The organism is Nocardia sp. NPDC004718 (assembly GCF_053601535.1).
Genome location: NZ_JBSGCA010000017.1, coordinates 91,527 through 113,395, shown reverse-complemented (window position 1 = coordinate 113,395; position 21,869 = coordinate 91,527). Strand labels below are relative to the sequence as shown.

General features: G+C 69.2%; 14 protein-coding genes. 10 read left to right on the top strand and 4 right to left on the bottom strand.

Annotated elements, in window-relative coordinates:
* Position 1 precedes the first annotated feature (1 nt).
* The 4 genes from ACWEH3_RS15705 to ACWEH3_RS15690 all read left to right on the top strand — a co-directional run bounded on the left by ACWEH3_RS15705 (position 2) and on the right by ACWEH3_RS15690 (position 7,291).
* Positions 2-355, top strand: coding sequence for a helix-turn-helix domain-containing protein (locus ACWEH3_RS15705; RefSeq protein ID WP_450018437.1), 354 nt, complete (start codon positions 2-4; stop codon positions 353-355).
* 77 nt (positions 356-432) lie between these two features.
* A complete protein-coding gene (locus ACWEH3_RS15700) occupies positions 433-1,485 on the top strand; it encodes a hypothetical protein (protein WP_450018435.1) in 1,053 nt (350 codons plus the stop codon).
* A 1-nt stretch (position 1,486) separates the two neighbouring features.
* Entirely contained in the window at positions 1,487-2,179 is a 693-nt protein-coding gene (locus tag ACWEH3_RS15695) for a hypothetical protein (RefSeq protein WP_356966544.1), read from the top strand.
* Positions 2,180-2,350: 171 nt separating this feature from the next.
* Complete coding sequence (locus tag ACWEH3_RS15690; RefSeq protein ID WP_450018433.1) at positions 2,351-7,291, top strand: NAD-glutamate dehydrogenase; 4,941 nt, start codon at positions 2,351-2,353, stop codon at positions 7,289-7,291.
* A gap of 36 nt (positions 7,292-7,327) precedes the next feature.
* Here ACWEH3_RS15690 and ACWEH3_RS15685 read toward each other — a convergent pair whose 3' ends face one another.
* Positions 7,328-8,392, bottom strand: coding sequence for an SPFH domain-containing protein (locus ACWEH3_RS15685; protein ID WP_450018431.1), 1,065 nt, complete (start codon positions 8,390-8,392; stop codon positions 7,328-7,330).
* A 212-nt stretch (positions 8,393-8,604) separates the two neighbouring features.
* Between ACWEH3_RS15685 and ACWEH3_RS15680 the strand changes: the two genes are divergently transcribed.
* Both ACWEH3_RS15680 and ACWEH3_RS15675 read left to right on the top strand, forming a co-directional pair.
* The gene (locus ACWEH3_RS15680; RefSeq protein WP_450018429.1) at positions 8,605-10,137 is read left to right on the top strand and encodes an amino acid permease; all 1,533 of its coding nucleotides are present in this window, start codon (positions 8,605-8,607) and stop codon (positions 10,135-10,137) included.
* A 318-nt stretch (positions 10,138-10,455) separates the two neighbouring features.
* On the top strand, positions 10,456-12,702 hold the full coding sequence (locus tag ACWEH3_RS15675) for a tetratricopeptide repeat protein (protein WP_450018427.1): 2,247 nt from the start codon (positions 10,456-10,458) through the stop codon (positions 12,700-12,702).
* 6 nt (positions 12,703-12,708) lie between these two features.
* Here ACWEH3_RS15675 and ACWEH3_RS15670 read toward each other — a convergent pair whose 3' ends face one another.
* Positions 12,709-13,065: a DUF1707 SHOCT-like domain-containing protein gene (locus tag ACWEH3_RS15670; protein ID WP_450018425.1), complete on the bottom strand. Its 357-nt coding sequence runs from the start codon at positions 13,063-13,065 to the stop codon at positions 12,709-12,711.
* Between the two features lie 204 nt (positions 13,066-13,269).
* Between ACWEH3_RS15670 and ACWEH3_RS15665 the strand changes: the two genes are divergently transcribed.
* The 4 genes from ACWEH3_RS15665 to ACWEH3_RS15650 all read left to right on the top strand — a co-directional run bounded on the left by ACWEH3_RS15665 (position 13,270) and on the right by ACWEH3_RS15650 (position 20,125).
* Positions 13,270-14,004, top strand: coding sequence for a MerR family transcriptional regulator (locus ACWEH3_RS15665; protein WP_450018423.1), 735 nt, complete (start codon positions 13,270-13,272; stop codon positions 14,002-14,004).
* A gap of 241 nt (positions 14,005-14,245) precedes the next feature.
* Positions 14,246-14,821 (top strand): dihydrofolate reductase family protein, encoded by a 576-nt coding sequence (locus ACWEH3_RS15660; RefSeq protein WP_355072221.1) that lies wholly within the window; start codon positions 14,246-14,248, stop codon positions 14,819-14,821.
* 115 nt (positions 14,822-14,936) lie between these two features.
* Positions 14,937-17,465 (top strand): ATP-binding protein, encoded by a 2,529-nt coding sequence (locus ACWEH3_RS15655; protein WP_450018420.1) that lies wholly within the window; start codon positions 14,937-14,939, stop codon positions 17,463-17,465.
* 107 nt (positions 17,466-17,572) lie between these two features.
* Complete coding sequence (locus ACWEH3_RS15650) at positions 17,573-20,125, top strand: ATP-binding protein (protein ID WP_450018418.1); 2,553 nt, start codon at positions 17,573-17,575, stop codon at positions 20,123-20,125.
* A gap of 46 nt (positions 20,126-20,171) precedes the next feature.
* On the opposite strand, the gene ACWEH3_RS15645 is transcribed toward ACWEH3_RS15650, so the two are convergent.
* Both ACWEH3_RS15645 and ACWEH3_RS15640 read right to left on the bottom strand, forming a co-directional pair.
* Positions 20,172-20,714 carry a hypothetical protein gene (locus ACWEH3_RS15645; protein ID WP_379254597.1) on the bottom strand — a complete coding sequence of 181 codons (543 nt, stop codon included), beginning with the start codon at positions 20,712-20,714 and terminating at the stop codon, positions 20,172-20,174.
* Positions 20,715-20,863: 149 nt separating this feature from the next.
* On the bottom strand, positions 20,864-21,238 hold the full coding sequence (locus tag ACWEH3_RS15640) for a hypothetical protein (RefSeq protein WP_356966534.1): 375 nt from the start codon (positions 21,236-21,238) through the stop codon (positions 20,864-20,866).
* Positions 21,239-21,869: the final 631 nt, after the last annotated feature.

Here is a 21,869-nt window from a genome sequence, read left to right as displayed (position 1 = left end):
AATGTCTATCACCGTGGTAGCGGACACCCATTCCGATGGCGGCGAACTTTCTCATCAGGACGCCGGGGACGCGCTAACCCCGAGACAGGCCGCTGCGGCGATCTTCTCCAGCCGGTTGTCGGAGCTGATCGCGGAATCCGTCGTCTCGACCGAGGACGGATCGACGCGGTCGCTGACGCTCTACTCGCTGGCGCAGCACCTGGAACTGGCCTACCCGGACGTGCCGGTGTCGCAGTCCGGCCTGTACCGGCTGATCCACGGTGACGCGATCCCGCGCCTGGACTTGGTGATCGCGCTGGCTCGCGTCTTCGACGTGCCGCCGGAGTACTTCGTGACCGAGGAGAAGAAGCGCTGACCCGGCCGGTCGGCTGTTCTCTCCAGCGGGAATAGCGGCCGCCTCGGCGGGCGCCTCGGGCCGGATACGATCCGGACATGCCCGCCGAGGACCCGGGAGATGTATTTCTCCGTCATCGAGGTGCGGTCCTCGACGCACTGCTCGCTGATCCTTCGTTCGGGCCCTCAACGACGTCGTCCACGGTCGGCGCGGATTTCGGCGGTGGCGCCGAGTCGGGTGACAGCGCGGCTATCAGCGTCCCGTCGCTCGGGTTGCCCGATCTCGACTCGCAGCCGATGGACGTCGCGCCGCGGCGCCGCACCGGTGACGGCCCCAAGGCCAGTGAGCGGATTCTCGCGCTGCTGAACGGGCAGGCGCAGGATTCCGGTCCGGCTATGGAGTTCGGGAACGACTTCTCCTCGGTCGCCGCGCGATCCACTGCGCAGGCCGAGGCGGAGCCGGAGCCGGAACGCCCGTCCACGGCCTCGGCCAACCGGCTCGCCCCCGCCCAGCAGGTCGCCAAGGACGCGCTCGTCCAGCTGCGCAAACCCAAAGTCGCGTTGATCGTGGCCGCGGTGCTCGCCGTGCTGCTCTTGCTGTTGTTGATCACCACCGGCGGCGGTGCGAAGAACACGGCGCAGAACCAGGTTCTGGTGGTCACGCCGCCGCCGACCTCCGCCGCGCCCTCGACCTCGCCCGCGCCGCCGTCGAGCTCGATCATCCAGCCGAAGTCCGCGGAGTCGAAGTGCCCGCCCGGCAGCACCTCGGGGATGGACGCGTTCGGCGGGCAGGCTGGCAAGGCGTGGTCGTGTGTGCGGGCCTACAAGGTCGACGGTCAGGTCATCACCATCGATCTGGGCAAGACCTACCAGATCGATTCGATCGGGATCGTGCCCGGCTGGGACCACATCAGCGCGGACGGCACCGATCAATGGGCGAAATACCGCACGGTGAGCCGGGTTTCGTACCAGTTCGACGACGGCACCAAGACCGTCTACACGCAGCCGACGCTCGACCAGCGGACCTTGGTGGTGACCAAGATGGCGCCCGCGGTGAGCGCCTCGAAGATCGTGCTGACCGTGCTCGAGTCCAAGGGTGATGCTTCGGTCAACACCACCGCGATCTCCTCCATCGTCATCACGGGGCACTGAGGTGTCCACACTGCCCGAACTCGCCTGCCAGTACTGCGGCCACCGCAACACCGGCGCGGATGCCCGCTGCACCCATTGCGGAGCGCCGCTGCGCTCGGCCGTGGACACGGTGAAGTCCGTCGCGGAGCACCTGCCCGGTCAGGTCGCCGAAGTCGCCGAGAAGGTCGGCGGCGAAGCGAAAAGGTTTGTGGACAAGGCTTATCCGCGCTGGCAGTGGCAGGCGGTGGGGGTGCTCGCGCTGCTGATGGTCGTGGCCGCCGTCTGGGGTCTATGGTCCTGTTCGCCGTCCCTGCCGTCGATCGCGCAGGGGAGCGCGCAGGGGAGCGCGCCGGTCCGGGCCATCCCGGATCTGCTCCGCACGGCCGCGAGCTGTCAACCGCTGGATTCCGGTGGGCAGCGGGAGAAGTGCGTCGTCGCCGCCACCGACCCGATGCTGTTCGGCAATATCGCGGGCGGCCGGGATCTGACCTTCTACGCCGAACTGCTACCGCAGGATCGTTTGGCGGACAGCATCTCTCGATGGCGCGGCGCGGGCGGTACGGCCCTCGTGGACGGTCCTGTCTACGCGGCGATCGGCCCCTCGGCAACCGTCTGGTACGCGGATACCCGGACCGGTCTTCGGTTGGAGACGGGCAACTTCGCCGGTCGAACGGGCGCGCAGACTTTCCTGTCGCGTGCGGGACTGCTCCGCTGAGGTAGCAGCGCACACCTCCGCCGGGCCCGGAAAATACCTGATCCCGGACGCCGCAACCCATGTCGGCGAGAGAAAATTATTGTTACACTGTTGATTGTGCCGTTATCCAGCGGTACGTTATGTGAAGTACGAAACACGTACGAGCGCAGTTCTCGGGAAGGCAACGGATCGATGGTGGCAACCACCCAGCAGACGATTTCACCGAAGCGGTTCCGCGATGATCCGACCGACCTGGAAGCGGCGTACTTCCGGTGGATCCAGCCGGGGTCCTCGACGTCGGCGATTACGGATCGGGCCGAGCGGATCTTCCGTCAGCATCTGGAACTGGCGGCCACGCGCGCGCCCGGTTCGGCGACCACCCACGTCTACCGGCCGGATGACAGCGCCGGAGTCGGCGCCGCGATCCAGATCGTCAACGACGACATGCCGTTGCTTGTCGACTCGGTGACCGCCGCGCTGCGCCGCCTGGGCGCCACGATCACCGAGGTCGTGCATCCGGTGTTCGACGTGTCGCGCGACGCCGACGGCCGAGTGCTTTCCATCGCCCCACGCGACGGCGTGGCCGAACCGGCGGGCGAGACCGACGGGCGGACGCTGCGCGAGTCGTGGATCCACGTGCAGCTGGGCGCGGGCCTGTCCGACGAACTGGTGGACCGGATCGAGCAAGCCCTGCCGCCGCTGCTGGCCGACCTGCGCCGCGTCGCCGACGACACGCCGACCATGGTCGAGGTGCTCAATACCGTTGCCGACCAGCTCGATCAGGCGGCGCAGTGGGCAGGCGACGCGGAGATCCCACAGACCGCGGGCCTGTTGCGCTGGCTCTCGGATGGCCACTTCACCCCGCTCGGCTACGGCTACTACCACTTCCGCCGCTCCGCGCCGACCGCGAACGCCGACTTCGAACCGTGGCAGCTGCCCGGCACCGGGCTCGGCATCCTCGGCAACGGCGCCACCGCGGACATCAGCGTGCCCGTCGTCGGCGCGAAGCGCACGGTCCTGCGAATGGCCAACGGCTCGGTGGACTCGCTGCTGCCCGGTTCCAGGGACCTGTACTTCATCAGCGTGGCCGACTACGGCTCCAGCGACCCGAGCGGCCGCGCGGCTTGGGGCGACACCGTCAAGATGGTCAAGGGCGAACATGTCTTCGTCGGCACCTTCACCGTCGCGGGCCTGCACGAGAACATCCTCGACATCCCCGTCATCTCCCGGCGCGTGCTGCAGGTCATCGAATGGGCGGGCTTCGGTCTCGACTCGTTCTCCGGGCAGGCCATGCTGGAGATGATGCAGTCGTTCCCGCGGGTGGAGCTGTTCTCCACCGACGCGCGCAGGCTGTTCGAAACCGTCTCCGCGGTCATGAATCTCGGTCTGCGGCGGCAGGTACGGTTGTTCATCCGGCGCGATTCGCGCAGCGACACCATCTACTGCCTGGTCTACATGCCGCGCGACCGCTACACCACCGAGGTGCGCGTGCGCATGGGCGAGATCTTGCGCGAGCAGTTCGACGCCGAACAGATCGCGTACTCGGCGCGGGCCACCGAATCGGAGCTGGCCGTCGTCTACTTCACGGTGCACCGCAAGCCGGGCGCCGACGCCGCCGACATCTCCGAGGAGAATCGCGAGCGCATCCAGGAGCTGCTGCTGGCGACGACGTGGACCTGGGGCGACCGACTGGTCGCCGAGGCCGCGGGCGCGTCCGACGTGCCGCAGGCGCTGGCCACCGACTACGCGGCGGCCTTCCCCACCGGCTACCAGCAGGAGCACGAGCCCGCGCACGCGCTCACCGATCTGCGGCGCCTCGAGCGGCTGTCCGACGGGGAGATCGACACCGACCTCTACCGCCAGGGCGACTCCGCCGCGCCGGAATGGCGTTTCACGCTCTACGTCGCGGGCGAAGGCGTCTCGTTGAGCCGGGTGCTGCCGGTGCTGCACAGCCTCGGTGTGGAGGTGGTCGACGAGCGGCCCTATCGCGTCGTGCTGGCGGACCGGCCGGACCGCTGGATCTACGACTTCGGATTGCGGGTCAGCGCGGCGCCGCTGCGGGAAGCGCTCGACGCCGAGCCGGCCGCCCAGCTGGCGCATTCCGTCGATGCCGCGTCGCTGCCGGAAACCAGTGCGCGGAGGCGTTTTCCGGACGCGGTGACCGCGATGTGGTTCGGCCGCGCCGAAGTCGACGGCCTCAACGAACTGGTCTTGCGCGCCGGCTTGCACTGGCGTGAGGTGGCCTTGCTGCGGGCCTACGCCAAGTACCTGCAGCAGGCCGGATTCGCCTACACCTTCGGCAACATCACCCGCGTGCTGCTGACCCATCCGGCGACGGCGCGGTCGTGCATCGACCTGTTCGCCGCGTACTTCGACCCGGACGGCGTCGGGACGGAGGCGGACGACCGCGCGGCGGAGATCGCCGCGCGGGTGCAGGCCGAGATCGACGCGGTGGTCAGCCTGGACACCGACCGCATCCTGCGCGCCCTCTTCGGCCTGATCGAGGCGACCCTGCGCACCAACTACTACCGGCGTGACGAGGCCGGAGCCGCGCTGGACTACCTGTCGGTCAAGCTGAATCCGCACGCGATCGCCGAATTGCCCAAGCCGAGGCCGCAGTTCGAGATCTTCGTGTACTCGCCGCGGGTGGAAGGCGTGCACCTGCGCTTCGGCTCGGTCGCTCGTGGTGGTTTGCGGTGGTCGGATCGGCTGGAGGACTTCCGTACCGAGATTCTCGGTCTGGTCAAGGCGCAGGCGGTGAAGAACGCGGTCATCGTGCCGGTCGGCGCCAAGGGCGGTTTCGTGGTCAAGCAGCCACCGGCAGCCACCGGCGATCCCGCCGCCGACCGCCAAGCGTTCGGGGCGGAAGGCGTCGCCTGCTATCGCACGTTCATCTCCGGCCTGCTGGACATCACCGACAACGTGGACCGCGCGACGGGCGAAGTCCTTCCGCCAGCACAAGTGGTACGGCGTGACGGTGACGACACCTACCTGGTGGTGGCGGCCGACAAGGGCACCGCGACGTTCTCCGATATCGCCAACGACGTGGCTCAGAGCTACGGTTTCTGGCTCGGTGATGCGTTCGCTTCCGGTGGTTCGGCCGGTTATGACCACAAGGCGATGGGCATCACCGCCAAGGGTGCGTGGGAAAGTGTCAAGCGGCACTTCCGTGAGATGGAGATCGATACCCAGACCCAGGACTTCACGGTGGTCGGTGTCGGTGACATGAGTGGTGATGTGTTCGGCAACGGCATGTTGTTGTCCGAGCACATTCGTCTGGTGGCCGCGTTCGACCACCGCCACATCTTCCTCGACCCGATTCCCGACGCGGCGCGTTCCTATCAGGAACGGCAGCGGATGTTCGCGTTGCCGAGGTCGTCGTGGGCGGACTACGACACATCGCTGATCAGCTCGGGTGGCGGCGTCTATGACCGCTCCGCCAAGGCGATCCCGGTCACGCCCGAGGTGCGCGCGGCACTCGACCTGCCCCCGAGCGTGACCACCCTGTCGCCGCCGGAGATGATCAAGGCCATTCTCCTGGCTCCGGTCGACCTGCTCTGGAACGGCGGTATCGGCACCTACATCAAGGCGAGCACCGAGACCAACGCCGAGGTGGGCGACAAGTCCAACGACGCGGTCCGGGTGAATGCCGACCAGCTCCGGGTCAAGGTGATCGGCGAGGGCGGCAACCTGGGCGCGACGGCGCTGGGCCGCATCGAGTTCTCGCGCAACGGCGGACGGATGAACACCGACGCGCTGGACAACTCGGCAGGCGTGGACTGCTCCGACCACGAGGTCAACATCAAGATCCTGCTCGACGCCGTGGTCTCCAGCGGTGAACTCGCCGTCGACGAGCGCAACCCGTTGCTGGCCTCGATGACCGACGAGGTCTCCGAGCTCGTGCTGCGCGACAACATCTCGCAGAACTTCCGGCTCGGGATGTCGCGGGCCGACGCGGCGGGCATGTCCGGGGTGCACGGCAGGCTGATCAACGACCTGGAGCAGCGCCGCGGTCTGGACCGCGAACTCGAGGCGCTGCCGACGGAGGCGGAACTGGCCCGCCGCGCCGCCGACGGGATCGGGCTCAGCTCGCCCGAGCTGGCGAATCTGATGGCGCATGTCAAACTCTCGCTCAAGGCCGACCTGCTGGCCGGCGATCTGCTCGACAGCGCGGCGTTCGCATCGGTGCTGCCCGCCTACTTCCCCGCGCCCCTGCGGGAGCGGTTCGCCACGGCGATCGGCAGGCACCCGCTGCGGCGCGAGATCGTGGCCACCGTCGTGATCAACGAGATGGTGGATTACGGCGGCATCACCTACGCCTTCCGGCTCGCGGAAGAGGCCGGGGCGACCACCGACGACGCGGTGCGCGCCTACAAGGCGGCGGTGGAGATCTTCGATCTGCACGCGCTGTGGGAGCGGATCAGGCAGACGCCGATGTCCACGGCGGCGCGCAACGAGCTGGAGCTGGAGACCAAGCGCACGCTGGATCGGGCCGCGCGCTGGTTGCTGTCCAACCGGCCGCAACCGATCGCGATCGGCGCGGACATCGCCAGGTACCGCGACGGCGTGCGCGCCCTCTCCGGCCAGGTGCCCGGGTGGCTGACCGGCTACCTCAGCGACGACCTCGCCGAGCGTTCGCGGCGGTCGATCACCCGCGGCGCGCCGCGGGAACTGGCCGAGGAAGCGTTCGGCTTGATCCACCGCTTCCCGCTGCTGGACGTGATCGACCTGGCCGACATCGCCGATCGCGATCCCGCCGAGGTCGCCGTGCTGTACTACGCGCTCAACGAGCACTTCCAGATCGAACGGCTGGTGACCGCGGTGGGCAAGCTGGAGCGCGGCGGGCGCTGGCGGGCGCTGGCCCGGCTGGCGGTCCGCGAGGATCTCTACGATTCGCTGCGGTCGCTGACCCGGGACGTACTGACCGCGACCGAACCGCAGGACAGCACCGCGGAGAAGATCGCGTACTGGGAATCGACCAACCGGTCTCGGCTGTCCCGTGCCGGCGCGGCGCTGGCGCAGATCTTCGCGTCCGAGACGCACGATCTCGCGGCGCTCTCGGTGGCGGCGCGGCAGGTGCGCGGCATGGTCAGCGGCGGTGAGTCGACCGTCGCGCCGACGGTCGCGGGCTGATCTTCCCCCCCGATGCCCGGAGGCAGGCGCTCGGCGTCAGCCTCCGGGCATCGGCGTTCCGCAGTTGCCGCAGAACTTGGCGCCGGGCGTCGCTTCCGAACCGCAGTTCGGGCAGTGCCGCGGTTGCGGGGCGAGACGCGCCCCGCAGTTCATGCAGAACTTCGCGCCCGCGGGATTCGCGGACTGGCAAGCGGCGCACGACGTCTGGGCCGTCTCGGGCGCGGCGGCGGGCAATTGCGGCGCGGGGGAGGGGTTGCCGACGTGATGGCCGATCGCGTTCAAACTCAGCGCCGCGCCGAGGAATCCGCCTTCGACGCCGTGGTGGTGCCCGCGCGCGAAGCCTTGGCTCGCGCCGAGTGCGAGCTCGCCCGCGGCATAGCGCTGGAAATCGCCGGTGAGGTTGATGTACTTGACGTCTTTGGCCAGCCGCTTCAGCCGGTCGGCGTCCTCCGGCGCGAGGCTGATGTCGAAGTTGCCCATCCGCGGGATGCGCAGCCCGTATTCGTAGAGCGCGGTGTTGGTCTGGCGCAACACGGCCTGCTCGATGGGTTGCAGCTGTGCCGAGAGTCCCAGCACCGGCCAGTCGCCGCCTGCGACCCCTCGGGTCACCGCCATCTTCATGGATTTGAGCAGCAGGTCGGCGCACCAGTTCTGCACTCGTTCCTGGTCGGTGAGATCGGCCGTGCCCGCGAGCGCGGTGAGCAGTTCGGCCGGATCGCGGGCGCTCAGGGCGAATTCGCCGAAGACGCGCAGCGTCACCACCTGCTCGCTGACCGGGTCGAGGATGTCGTCCAGCCGTCCGCCGAAGCGAATCCCCGGAAACTCGCGCGTGGAGACGAAATACAGTTCGGCGCGGTAGTAGTTACCGCCGGTGAGGGTATCGACGAGCGCGCCGAGCACCGGTAGTTCGTCGGCGTCGATGCGGTGGCGTCCCGGGCCCATCGCGCCCACCACGCGCCCGGACTTCAGGAAGAGGGCGATCTGGTCGGCGTTGACCATCGCGCGGCTGTACCGGCGGATGTTGACGTCCGGCCACTTGTAGACCAGTTGGTTCTTGCGGTCCTCGGGGACCGCGATGAATTCCCGCTCGAACCAGGCCATCTGCGCTCCCTCATCCGATTTGTCTCATCTAGCGTACCGATACGCGGTGGCACGATCAACGAATGTCGCGACGATCGTCGCTGCTCGGACGCCCTTTTTTCAAAGTCTTTGATGTCCAGCGTGTTACAAGTCGCGACTCGCTATTGAACGTGCCGCTACATAACGGTACATTGAGCGAAGTTATGATCGCCGTCACGTGAAAGGCCACCGCCATGACCACAGTTCGACCACCCGCGGATGCGCCCGCGCACGCTGCCGCGCTCGAAGACGAGGACTCGGGCTATCACAAGTCGCTGCGCCCGCGTCAGCTGCAGATGATCGCGATCGGTGGGGCGATCGGCACCGGCCTGTTCCTCGGCGCGGGTGGCCGGCTGGCCAGCGCGGGCCCCGGCCTGTTCCTCGTGTACGCCATCTGCGGCGTGTTCGTGTTCTTCATCCTGCGGGCGCTCGGTGAGCTGGTGCTGCATCGCCCCTCCTCGGGATCGTTCGTCTCCTACGCCCGCGAGTTCTACGGCGAGAAGCTGGCGTTCGCGGTCGGGTGGATGTACTTCTTCCACTGGTGCATGACCGGGATCGTAGACATCACCGCCATCGCGACGTATGTCCATTACTGGGGAGCGTTCGAGGCGATACCGCAGTGGACGATCGCCCTGGTCTCGCTCGCGATCGTGGTCAGCATCAACCTGGTCTCGGTGAAGTGGTTCGGCGAGCTCGAGTTCTGGGCCGCGCTGATCAAGGTGGTCGCGCTGGTGACCTTCCTGATCGTCGGCACGGTGTTCCTCGCGGGTCGCTTCAAGATCGACGGTCAGGTCACCGGTCCGAGCGTGATCGCCGACCACGGCGGGCTGTTCCCGGCCGGGCTCCTCCCGCTGGTCCTGGTCACCACCGGTGTCGTATTCGCCTACGCCGCAGTGGAACTGGTCGGCACCGCGGCCGGTGAGGCGGAGAACCCGGAGAAGATCATGCCGCGCGCGATCAACTCGGTGATCGCCCGGATCGCGCTGTTCTACGTGGGTTCGCTGGTCCTGCTCGCGCTGCTGCTGCCCTACACCGCGTTCAAGAACGGCGAGAGCCCCTTCGTCACCTTCTTCTCGCGGCTCGGCGTGGAAGGCGCGGGCTCCGTGATGAACCTGGTCGTGCTGACCGCGGCGTTCTCCAGCCTGAACGCCGGTCTCTACTCGACCGGCCGCATCCTGCGCTCGATGTCGATGAACGGCAGCGCGCCCACCATCGCGGCGCGGATGTCCAGCGGCGGCGTGCCCTACGTCGGCATCCTCGCCACCGGCGCGGTCGCGCTCATCGGCGTCGGCCTGAACGCGGTGGTGCCGGATCAGGCCTTCGAGATCGTGCTGAACATGTCGGCGCTGGGCACCATCTTCGCGTGGACCGCCATCGTGGTCTGCCAGCTGCAGCTGTGGCGCTGGTCGCGCACCGGCCGCGCGCAGCGTCCGTCGTTCCGGCTGATCGGCGCGCCGTACACGAGCTTCGCGACGCTGGCGTTCCTGGCGGTCGTGGTCGGGCTGATGGCCTTCAGCGACGACCACGTGCAGCGCGGTGCGGTGATCGCGATGGTCGTCATCATGGCCCCCGCGCTGGTGGGCGGCTGGTTCCTCGCCCGAAAGCGGGTGCTGCAGATCGCGGAGATCCGCCAGGGCATCACCGGTCAGTTCCCGGTCCTGGCCGAGCGCCCGCGCCGCGAATCGGGCGACCCGGTGGTGATCCTCGACAAGCCCGACGAAGAGTAAGGCAGTATCCGCCCCGGGCCGTTCGTCCGGGGCGGATCTATTCCCAATGTCGGGAACAAAACCAGCGCGCATCGACAGGCGACGGACCAGAATGAAACCGCGATCACACGGCGGGTCTGAGAGGTTCGTATGCCGGAGCACCCCAGCGCATCCGACCGTCCACTTGCGCACCCTTGGGCGAATCGGCGCATGCGCGGTACCGACGTGCCCCGGCGAACTGCCCACCCCTGGGCAACTCGGCACCTGCTCAAGACCGAAGTGTCTCCGCTACTACCCAATCCGTGGTCGACTCCACGGTATGTCGAGAAACCACGTGCCGTGGCAGTCGACTCGGTTCCGAGCGCCGTCGAACCGGCCGACCGGGACGGCGGCGACGAGCACACCATCGGGACCGCCGAGTTGCTGCTCGGCGCACTCGAGTCCGACCCCGGTTCCGGGCGCAGCGGGCGCTCGCGGCCGAGCGGGCGCAGATTGGGCGGCGGACTGGTGTCCATGCCCAAGGTGAGCCCACTCGACCCGCGCACCGCGGTGATGCAGAACCCGGAAGTGCCCGAGCACAAACGGTTTTGCTGGAAATGTCAGCAGCCGGTCGGCCGCACCACCGAAGCGCGGCCCGGCGCCGTCGAGGGCGAATGCGGAAGATGCGCCTCGCCGTTCAACTTCCGGCCCCTGCTCCAGCCGGGGGAGATGGTCGCCGACCAGTACGAAGTCCAAGGCTGCCTGGCCCATGGCGGGCTCGGATGGATCTACCTGGCGATCGATCGCAATGTGAGCGACCGCTGGGTGGTGTTGAAGGGGTTGCAGAACCCGCTCGACTTCGAGGCGCACGTGGTCGCCCTCGCCGAACGCCAATTCCTCTCCGAGGTGGCCTATCCCGGCATCGTCAAGATCCACAACTTCGTCAAGCACCGTTCCGGGCGCGACGTCGCCGACGGCTACATCGTCATGGAGTACGTCGGCGGACGCTCGCTGAAGAAGATGCTGGATCTGCGCGCACCGGAACGTATTCCGGCGTCCGAGGCGATCGCCTTCATGATGGAGATCCTGCCCGCGCTGGACTACCTGCACTCGTTCGGCCTGGCCTACAACGATCTCAAGCCCGACAACATCATGGTCAGCGAGGACGAGGTCAAGCTGATCGACCTCGGCGCGGTGGCCGCGATGGAGTCCTACGGCAGCATCTACGGCACCCCGGGCTATCAGGCGCCCGAGATCACCGAGACCGGCCCGACGGTCGCCTCGGACATCTACACCGTGGGGCGGACGCTGGCCGCGCTGGTGCTGGACATGCCCAAGAACGCCGACGGACACCAACTGCCCGGCATCCCTTCGCCGGACGACCAGCCACTGCTGCGGGAATATCCGGCGTTGCGCAGGCTGCTGTGCCGGGCGACCGATCCGGAGCCGCGGCGCCGCTTCCCGACCGCCTACGCGATGTACGGCCAGCTCGCCGGCGTGCTGCGAATGGTGCTGGCCTACGACACCGGCAAGGAACATCCGCAGGCGTCGCTGGAATTCGGCGCGATGCGCGGCGATTTCGGGATCGAGACGTTGATCGGCCAGACCGACGGCATGACCGACGGGCGGCATCGCCTGCCCGCGTTGGACGCGCCGAGCGTCGTCGCCGCCCTGCCGGTGCCGCTGATCGACAGCGAGGATCCCAGCGCCGACCTGCTGTCCACGCTGCTGCACGGCGATCCGAGGCACGCCCTGGACGCGCTGCGCCGCACCGCCGACCGGATCGTCTCCGGGACCATCCCGGAGCCGGAGACGTTCGAGCTGGAGGGCACGCTCACCGCGGTGCGCGCGCACCTGGACCTGGGCGAGGTGGTGCCCGCCTGCGACCGGCTCGCCGATCTGCGGCCCGACTACGGCACGGACTGGCGCATCGAGTGGTACTCGGCCGTCGCCGCCCTGCTGGACGGCCAGTACGAGCGCGCCTACGAGTACTTCGACCTGGTACACGGCATGCTGCCCGGTGAGATCGCCCCCGCGCTCGCGCTGGCGGCCACCGCCGAGCTCAACCACCAGCATCTCGGGAATGCCGCGGGCGACCACTGGCATCGGCTCGCCGAGGAGTACTACCGCACGGTGTGGCGGACCAATCACGGTGTGGTGAGCGCGGCGTTCGGCCTGGCTCGCAGGCTCGCCGCCGACGGCGGCCTGCTGGAAGCGGTCGAGGTGCTCGATCAGGTGCCGGAGGCGTCGCGGTATCAGAACGTGGCGCGCATGACCGGATGTCTGTTGCTGGTCTCGCAACCGATCCCGGAGACCACCGAGGCCGACCTGCTGGAGGCGGCCGCGCGGCTGGACGCCGCGCCGGACGAACCGCGGGCGCTGCAACTGCAGGTGATCGTGGTGGGCGCGGCGCTGGAGTGGGTGCGCGCGGGCGGTCAGGCCGCCACTGCGGACGCCACCCTGCTGGGTTTCCCGTTCACCCCGCTGGGGCTGCAACGCGGGCTGGAGTCGAGCCTGCGGGCGCTGGCCCGGATCGCCCCGCACCGGCTGCACCGTTACCGCCTGGTCGACCTGGCCAACTACGTGCGGCCGAAGTCGAGGTGGTGACCGGTCTCAGGTGGTGCGCGCGGTGAGTATGAAAAGCGCTGGCGCGGCCAGTATCACCAGCAGCCACAGCCAGTTGCCCGTGGTCACCGCGAGCACCACCGAGAAGACCACGGCCGCCCCGGCCAGCACGACCAGGCGCGGCAGCGGGTTGACCGGGGTGACCTCGGCCGGGGGCGGTGTGCTGCCCGGCAGGTCGGCGAACAGTTCGGCCAGTTGACTCTTGCTGGTCGCGGCCGCGACCGCCGCGCTGAGTTCGTCGAACTCGGCCAGGCTCAACCGCCCGGTGCCCAGGTGGTGGGTCAGCTCACGCATCGCGCGCTCGCGGTCGGCGAGACTGGCCGGAGGACCCGCGGATTCACCCATGCCGGAAGGATAGGCGCGGCGGCGGAACCGGGCGCCGGATGGATTTCCAGAGGCGGGAAGAACGGCTGGTGGGCGCGCCCTCGGGAGGCCGCGTCGCCACGCGCCAGTGATGTTTGCTGAAATGTCGCTAGAGACCGGTCGGTCGTCCCGACAATGGCCGCGCACCGGCGGTCGTCACGTGTTGCGATGTGGTTTCCTTGAGGTATGACTGCGGGTGTGGAATACACGATCGACGAGCTGGCGCGGGAGGCCGGTACGACCGTGCGCAGCCTGCGCGTTTACCACGAACGCGGTGTGCTGCCGCCCCCGCAGGTCAAGGGGCGTACCGGGTTCTACGGTGCCGACCACCTCAATCGGGTGCGCACCATCAGCAGGTTGCTCGATCGTGGGATCAAGCTCAACGGCATCAAGGAATTGCTCAACGCCTGGGACCGTGGCGACGACCTGGGGGACATCCTCGGTGTCGGCGAGCCCGGCGCGACCGAGCCGCCCGTCGTGGACGCCGGGGACACGATCGCGGCGACCGAACTGGCGGAGCGCTACCGCGACGTGCCCAACGGTCTGGCCCGGGTCGTCGCCGCGGGTCTGTACGAGCCCGTCGACGCCGCGACCTACCGGATCGCGGACCGCCGTCTGACCCAGAGTCTCGACCAGATGGCGGCCGCGGGCATCCCGGCCGACGAGGTCCTCGGCGAGCTGGAGAAGCTGCGCGCCGACGCGGAGCGGATCGCCCGCCGCTACGTGGACCTGTTCCGGCGCACCGCGTGGGCGTCATTCCAGGGCTCCGAACGCGGTCCGGCGCAGGTCGCCGAACTCGCCCAGCGCTTGGCGGCGACCAGGCCGGTCCCGGCGGAGACCACCGCCGAACTCGTGAACCGGCTCGTCGCAAGGTATCTCGACCAGGACGCCGAGCTGGCCGAGGCGCTGCCGGAAGCCTGATCCGACTGCCTGGCGTCGCCGAACGAAGTATTTCCGTTTCAGATTCCCATCATTGGCGATACGTGGCGGTAACGTGCCGTTGATCAACGGTATATTGGCACCATCCGGCGCGCGATCGCGGCGCCGAGTCGTCTGACATCTCCTACTTAGGTATGTCTGCGAGCAACCTACCGATGCGCCGAAGTGTCGCTCCCCCCGACAATCTGAATGTCGCACAAGGGCAGCAGATGGGTGTGGGCACATGGGAAGCGTGACACTGTGGATGCAGATGTCGCTCGACGGCTTCGCGGAAGGGCCGGATCAGGAGGTCCACTGGCCGGTGGTGGACGAGGAACTGTGCGAGTCGTTCCTGGACGAATTGCGCTCGGCCGACTTGTTCCTCTACGGCCGCAAGACCTACGAGATCATGGCGTCGTTCTGGCCGACCGCCGACGTGGATCCGGCGATCTCGGAGTTCTACGTGGACTTCGCGCGGTGCTGGAAAGAGACGCCGAAACTGGTCTTCTCGCGCACCATGGCCTGCGCGGGGTGGAACACCCGCGTGGTCAGGGAGGACCTCGTCGAGGAGGTCACGGCGTTGCGCGCGCAGCCGGGATGCGACATGGTCCTGTTCGGCGGCGCGGAGACGGCGTCGGCGTTCATGAAGCACGACCTGATCGACGAGTACCGGTTGTTCGTGCATCCCATCCTGCTCGGTGGCGGGATTCCGCTGTTCCCGACGCCCGCGGTGGTGTCGGGGTTGCAACTGGTGGACGTGATGACCTTCGACAGCGCGGTGGTGCAGATGCACTACCAGCAGATGGCCTCCGCCAGGTAGGAACCGGCGCGGGAAGCGCTTACCGGACCGGCGACCGCGCGAGCGGGCGGCTTCACCGTCGACCTAACCTCTGATTGTCGAGCGCATTGCCGCGTCGTCGGCTAACTTTCGTTTTATGTCCCTGGTTCAGGCACGTGGCGACGTGCTGCCTGCATCCACCAGTGAATTCATCGGCCGGGAAACGGAATTGGACCGGCTGGGCACGCTGCTGGACGGCGGCGCCCGCCTGATCACCCTGGTCGGCCCGGGCGGGATCGGCAAAACCCGATTAGCCGCGGAGGCGCTACGCCGTGGCGTCCGCGTGCGGGACAGGCCGGTGTACTGGGCGCGACTGGCCGGGCTGGAGGCCGACAGCACCGCCACCGCGCAGGACGTGATGCAGTCGGCCGTGCGCGCCGATGCCGGTTCGCCGCCGGCCCGCGACGCGCTGGTGCGCACCTTCACCAGCGGAGACCGTTCCACCGAACGTGCCGTCCTCGTCCTGGACAACTGCGAACACCTGCTCGGCGCGGTCGCGGCGATGATCGCCGAATTGCTGGAAGGCACACCGGGACTGACCATCCTGGCCACCAGCCGGGAACCGATCGGCTGGGCCGACGAGTACATCCTGCCCGTACCGCCGCTGTCGCCGCGGCAGTCGCTCGAATTGTTCCGGCAGCGGGCCGAACTCATCGGACGCGCGATCCCGGACGAGCGCGAGGCGACGGCCGTCGCCGCGCGGATCTGCCGCCGGGTCGACTACAACCCGCTGTTCATCCGACTCGCCGCGGCGCGCCTGCGGCATCAACCGCCGACCATGGTGCTGCACGAACTCACCGGCGACGCGGACGACAAGCGGTTGCACTGGACCCACGGAGCACGTGCGGGCGCCGAGCGGCGCCACCGCGGCGTCTACGACGTGATCGCGTGGTCGTTCGCGCTGTGCGGGGCCTCCGAGCAGTTGCTGCTCGAGCGGCTGTCGGTCTTCGCCGCCGGGTACGAGACCGACGACGAGTCGCTGCGCGGGGGCATCGACCTCGACGCCGCGATCGCGGTATGCGCCGATGACGACCTGCCCGCCGGTGAGATCGAACATCTGCTGGAGCGACTCACCGAACAGTCGCTGTTGTCCGCGCACCTCACCGCGACCACGGTCAGCTGGTACCTGGTGGGCAGCGTCCGGGTGTTCGCCAGGGAGCGGCTGTGCCGCCGGGGCCGCGCCGAACTCGACCGGCTCGCCGGACGGCACCGCCGGTATCTACGGGACAAGGTGGTCGCCGGACAGGCCATCTGGCTCGGCCCGCAGGATCAGACCTGGCTGGCGTGGGCGCGGTCGGCGTGGAACGACATCGTGCTCGGCATCGAATCCGGCTTGGCGGATCCGGCCGAAGCCGTGGTCGCCCTCGAGATCGCCACTGTCCTGCTCTCGATGAAGGTGCCGTACGTCAAGTCCGGCGCAGGCGCGCTGACCCGGTTGACCGAACGCGCACTGGAGGCCACCCGCGGGTCCGGCCCCGGCACCTCCGGGCTCGCCGACCTGGCCACCGCTCTGCTCGGCTGGAACTCGCTGTGGCAAGGGCGGACCGATCACATCCCGCGACTGCTCGCCGACCGCGCGGCCCTGCCGCCGGATGCGGGCCCGCGATACACCGACATAGATTTCGGGCTGCCCGCGCCGGTCGAGTGGATGTGGGGACTCGAACTGATGCTCGTGCGCGGCGACCGGCGCGCGATCACCGTCCTCACCCGGGCCCGCCACAAGTTCGCCGAACAAGGCGATCGCATCGGCGCCGAGCGCAGCGACGTGTTCGTGGTGTTCTGTGCCGCTCTCCTCGGCGACCGGACGCAGGCGCTGGAGCACACCGCGCGGTTCCTGGCGCGGTCGGCGTCGTCGGGCTCGACGTTGTCGCGAGGCTGGGCCGAGATCGCGCGCGCGGTGGCGCTGGCCAAACACGGGTCCGCCGCCGAGGCACTGGCGCTGACCCATGGTGTGCTCACGCGGCACCGGGGTGAGCAGGACACTTGGACGGCGAGCTGGGCGGTGGGCGCGCACATCGTCGCGCTGGCCCAGGTCCTCATCACGCAGCGCGCCGAGGGCCGTGATCGCGCCGCGTGCACCGAAACCGCGACGGAGATCGCGTATCTGGTCGGCAGTTTCAAGACGCGGCAGCGCTCGATGGACATCTCCGTCGAACGGGTTCCGCTGATCGCCGCCGAGATCCGCGGCGCGGCGGAGGCCGCCCGCGCGGTGCTCGGCGACCGGGCCTATGCCGCCGCCGAGCGCAGATCGCGGCTGCGGCCCGAACTGGACGCACTGTGGTGTCCCACCGCGGATCCGGTCCCGGCCTCCCGGCGCCCGGATCGCCCGGCCTCCTCCCGGCCGGTATCGCGGCGGCCCGCTTCGCGCTGGGACGATCTGTCGGACGCCGAGCGCGATGTCGCCGTCTTCGCTGCGGCAGGCTGGCCCAACAGCGCCATCGCCGGGCGGCGGCGCAGCTCCATCCGCACGGTCGACGCGCAGGTCGCCGCCATCCGGCAGAAGCTGGAGATCGCCTCGCGCGCCGACATCGCGGCCCACATCCCCGACGAACTCGCCGATCGGGTGCGCTACGAATCCGAGCGGCGACCCAGCCGTCGCCGTCGAGGGGGGAGCCGGGATCGATAGACGACTGCCTCCCCGGCGACCGGGCCGGAGGCGTGCGAAACCCTTCCCCCGGCCGCGCCCATTAGGCTCGTCGAGCGGTGATTGTCTGGATCGGTAGGTGCGTCGGCATGTCGGAGGTGAACAGCGGTGGTGACAACGGTCCCGCCGCGCCCGTCGAGTTCGTGGGCAGGCACGCCGAACTACGGCGGATAGAAGCTCTGCTGAGCTCGTCCAGCGCCCGGTTGATCACCCTGGTCGGGCCCGGCGGCATCGGCAAGACGACATTGGCGGTGGAAGCCGTACGGCGCTATCGCGGCGCGGCGCGGCATCCGGTGTATTGGACGCGCCTGGCCCGGCTGGTGCCCGGCGCGGAGACCGGGGCGGTCGCCGAGGAGGTGCTGCTGTCCGTCGCGAAGAACGGCATCGCGGGCCGCTCCGCCTGGGACGGCTTGGTGGAGATCTTCGCAGACGGTCTCGCCGATGGCGAGGCGCACCGGACCATCCTGGTGCTGGACAACTGCGAACACGTGCTGGCCGGGGTCGGCCCGCTGATCATCGGACTGCTCCAGGCGGCACCCGGCTTGACCATCGTCGCGACCAGCCGGGAGCCGATCGGCTGGATCGACGAGCAGCTGGTGGCCGTGCCCCCGCTGTCCAGCGTGCACGCCCTCGAACTGTTCCGGCGGCGAGCCGAGCGCACCGGGCGGCCGATCTCCGAGGATCCGGGCCAGCTCGCCATCGCCACCCGCATCTGCGGGCACGTCGACAACAACCCGCTGTTCATCCGCCTGGCCGCGGCGCGGCTGCTGCACCGGCCACCGGCGATCCTGTTGCGCGAGTTGTCCGGTGACACCGACGATCGCCGCCTGCAGTGGACGCACGGGGCCAGGGGCGGCATCGGCGAACGGCACCGCAGCGTGCGTGATGTGATCGCCTGGTCCTACGGCCTGTGTACCGCGTCCGAGCAGTTGCTGCTGGACCGCTTGTCGGTGTTCGCCACCGGTTGCGACGCCGAGAACGACGAGACGCCGTGCGGCGGGGCCGACGTGGACGCGATCGTGGCGGTGTGCGCGGACGCGACGTTGCCCGCGGAGCGAATCGAGGGGCTGCTCGAGCGCCTGGTGGAACGCTCGCTGCTGTCGGCCCGAATCACCACCTCGACGGTGCGCTACTACCTGCTGGAAAGCGTTCGGGTGTTCGTGCGCGACCGGCTGTCGGCCCGTGGCGACCACCTGGACGAGGCGCGGCTGCTCGCCCGGCATCGGCGGCACTATCGCGACCGTGTGGCCGCGGGCCCGGCCACCTGGTACGGCCCGCGGGAGCAGGAGTGGATCGCCTGGGCGCGGGCGGCCTGGGACAACATCCTCATCGCCGTCGAGACCAGTCTCGCCGATCCGGAGGAGGCCGTGGTCGGGCTGGAGACCGCCGCGACGCTGATGGCGTTGCGCGTGCCGTTCATCACCGGGTCCAACCGCGCCATCACCAGCCTGACCGAACAGGCGCTGGAAGTCACCGCGCAGGTCGAGCCGCCGCCGACCCGGCTGCGGATCAACGCGACCGCGCTGGTGGGCTGGATCGCCATCTGGCAGGGCAGGCACGCCTACACGGCGCAACTATTGGACGAATGCGCCGCTGAGTGCCTGTCCGACGCGGAACTGCGGCGCGGCTGGCGGCAGACGACGGCAACCGATGTCGGCCTGCCCGCCGCGGTGGAGTTCACCTGGGGACTCGAACTGCTGCTGATCCATCTCGACATCCGGGCGGTGGACGTGCTGGCCAGGGCGCGCAGGAAATTCGCCACCTTGGGCGACCGGGCCGGAGAGCAGCGCAGCGAACTGTTCGAGGCGCTCACGTACGCGAACCTCGGTGACGCGGACGTCGCGCTCGGGGCCGCGCGCAGGCATCTGGACCGGGCCGTCGCCTCCGACGCGGGCTGGGCGACCTCATGGGCGGAGCTGGCCTGGATGATCGCGGTGTCCCGGCACGGCGATCCGCGGGAGGCGGTCACGCTCGGGCGGTCCACCCTGGAACGCCTGCTGGTCACGGGGGACACCTGGACGGCGGGCTGGGTCGCGCATTTCATGATGATGGCGCTGACCTACCTGCTCTCCGCCCGGATCGAGGCGGGGGACACCGACAGCGCCGAAGCGATCGCCGCCGCCACCGAGATCGCCCATCTGCAAGGTGGAATCGCTACGCTGCACCGCTCCATGGGCATCGTCGCCGACCGGGTGACCCTGGTGGCCAGGGGCACCGCTCAGGCGGTCGCGGCGGTCACCGCGGTCCTCGGCGCCGAGGCGCACGAGGCGGCGGTCCAGCGCGGCGCCCGCCTGCGTCCCGAACGCGACGAACTGCAATTACTGCTGCTGGGCAGGTTGCCTGCCGATCGGCTGCTGCCTGCGCGGCGGTCGCAGGCCAGGTCGACGGCCTCGCGCTGGGACGAGTTGACGCCCGCGGAACGCGAGGTCGCCGTGCTGGCCGCCGCGGGCTGGGCCAACAGCGCCATCGCCGCGCGCAGGGGCAGCTCGATCCGGACGGTCGATGCCCAGGTGGCGACCGTACGCAGAAAGCTGATGGCGGCTACCAGGGCCGACATCAGCTGGCACGTACCGGATGACCTCGAGGAGCGGATCCGGCTGGAATCGGAGCGAAGGCCCGCGCGAACGCGAACACGCCCGTAACCGCGGCGGCGGTCACGGGCGTGCCGGTAGGAAGGCCGGTCAGGGGTCAGGTCAGGGAGCCGTCGTAGCACAGGCTCGACGACCGCCAGGAATGCTGCGGCCCGGTGCCGGGATCGAAGGCCCACTGGTCGATCGATCCCGCGGCCTTCCACCACACGGAGCCGCGTCCGTCCGAGACGACCTGGTAGACGTCCTCGGAACCCTCGATGAGCTGGCTTCCGACGCAGTAGTCGTTGTATTCCGTGCCGTACTGGCGGGCGCCGGGGCTGAACAGGCCCGCGGGGTGGGTGTACGCGCCCGGGTTGGGCACGGTGCTGGCCTGCCGCACGTTGTGTCCGCGGTGCCAGTAGGGCGCGCCGACCGCATCGGTGCCGCAGGTGAAGGTCGAGCCCCCCGCGACGACGGTGGTGCCCTGGCCGTAGGCGCCACCGGCCCAGAGGCAGGCAGCGCCCTGAGCCTCGGCGGTGCCCGCGCCGAGGCTCAGGCCGCCCGCCGCCACCGCTGCCGCCGCCAGCAGGGTGAGCGTCCGTGCCGTGCCGCGCTTGTCGTTACACGCGGTCGTCCGGCGAAGCCCGTTAATCTTGATCATTGGTGTTTCTCTTTCGTGCGCTATCCCGGCCGGAGTGGATTTCCGGGATTGGTGATACTTCAAGTAATGTGCCGCTAGGCAGCGGTACGATCAGTCCAGAAGGACGTCACGGAAGGTTGTGGGTGCGAGTGAGTGAGCCGGTCCGGCGATCACTGGCACCAGCGGGCCTGCGGGCGGCAGACGGTGTAGCCGCTGCCGTCCGGGCGGGCGACGCGCGACCAGCTGGGGCTGACGGAATTGTTGCCCGTCGTGGTGTCGGCCGGCGCAGGGGTGCTCTGGCGCTGGTGGTAATCGCGGATGGCGTCGTCGTGCTCGTCCGCGCGGAGCGGGTCGTTGTCGCGGTGGTTGTAGCCCATCGGGTCGATCTGGTGCCAGCCGTTGGTGTCGCCGGTGCCGTTGCGCGGGTCGGAGGGGCCCGAGTGCGACTCGGCGCCCGCGATGCCAACGGCGCCAGCGGTGAGGATGCCGACGATCGCGGTACAGGCGAGCAGTCGCCGTGCGGCGGAATGGGTCGTGGCGGTCATCGTAAGTCTCCGTTCGGAATTCGAGCCGTGCGCGGCGACACGGTTCGAGCGGCGGCGGTGCGGCGAACGTCGATGGTCGGGGTTGCCGCGCGAGGTGGGGGCGGGGAAGGGATCGGGGCGGCATCCGTCGCGGACGTCTGGTCCGCGGGCCGGTGCCGGTCGGCTCGGTCCCGGTTGTCGGGATGGGGAGAGCCCGGCCTGTCGTCTCCGTGGCGGCCCGGGTCTGCGGGGCGCGGTGCCGCGACGATCGCGTCGGGCCCGGCCAGCGCTTCGGCCGGCGCCGGGGTTTCCGGCGTGGCCGCTATCGCGCTCACGATCAGCGGGCGGACGAGCCAGGTCTGTGTCCGTCGCTGGTGCGGCGTGATGCCGGTCATCGTTCGCGTCCGTTCATCTCGCCACCTCGGGATCGGAGATCGGCCCGGTGTGGTCCGATCGGCGGGTCCCTATCTATCGTGCCGTTGGATAACGTCACATTAATCGACGGGTCGATACCTTGTCGAGTGCTTTCCCATAATTGGGAAGAGTTGCGGAGTTTCCGACGTGGGTCGGCGTCGTGACCAGGGGCAATGCCGACCGCCTGTAACCGGGGCCTTGCGAAACTTGCACTACGCGACGCTTTTTCGGGACGGTG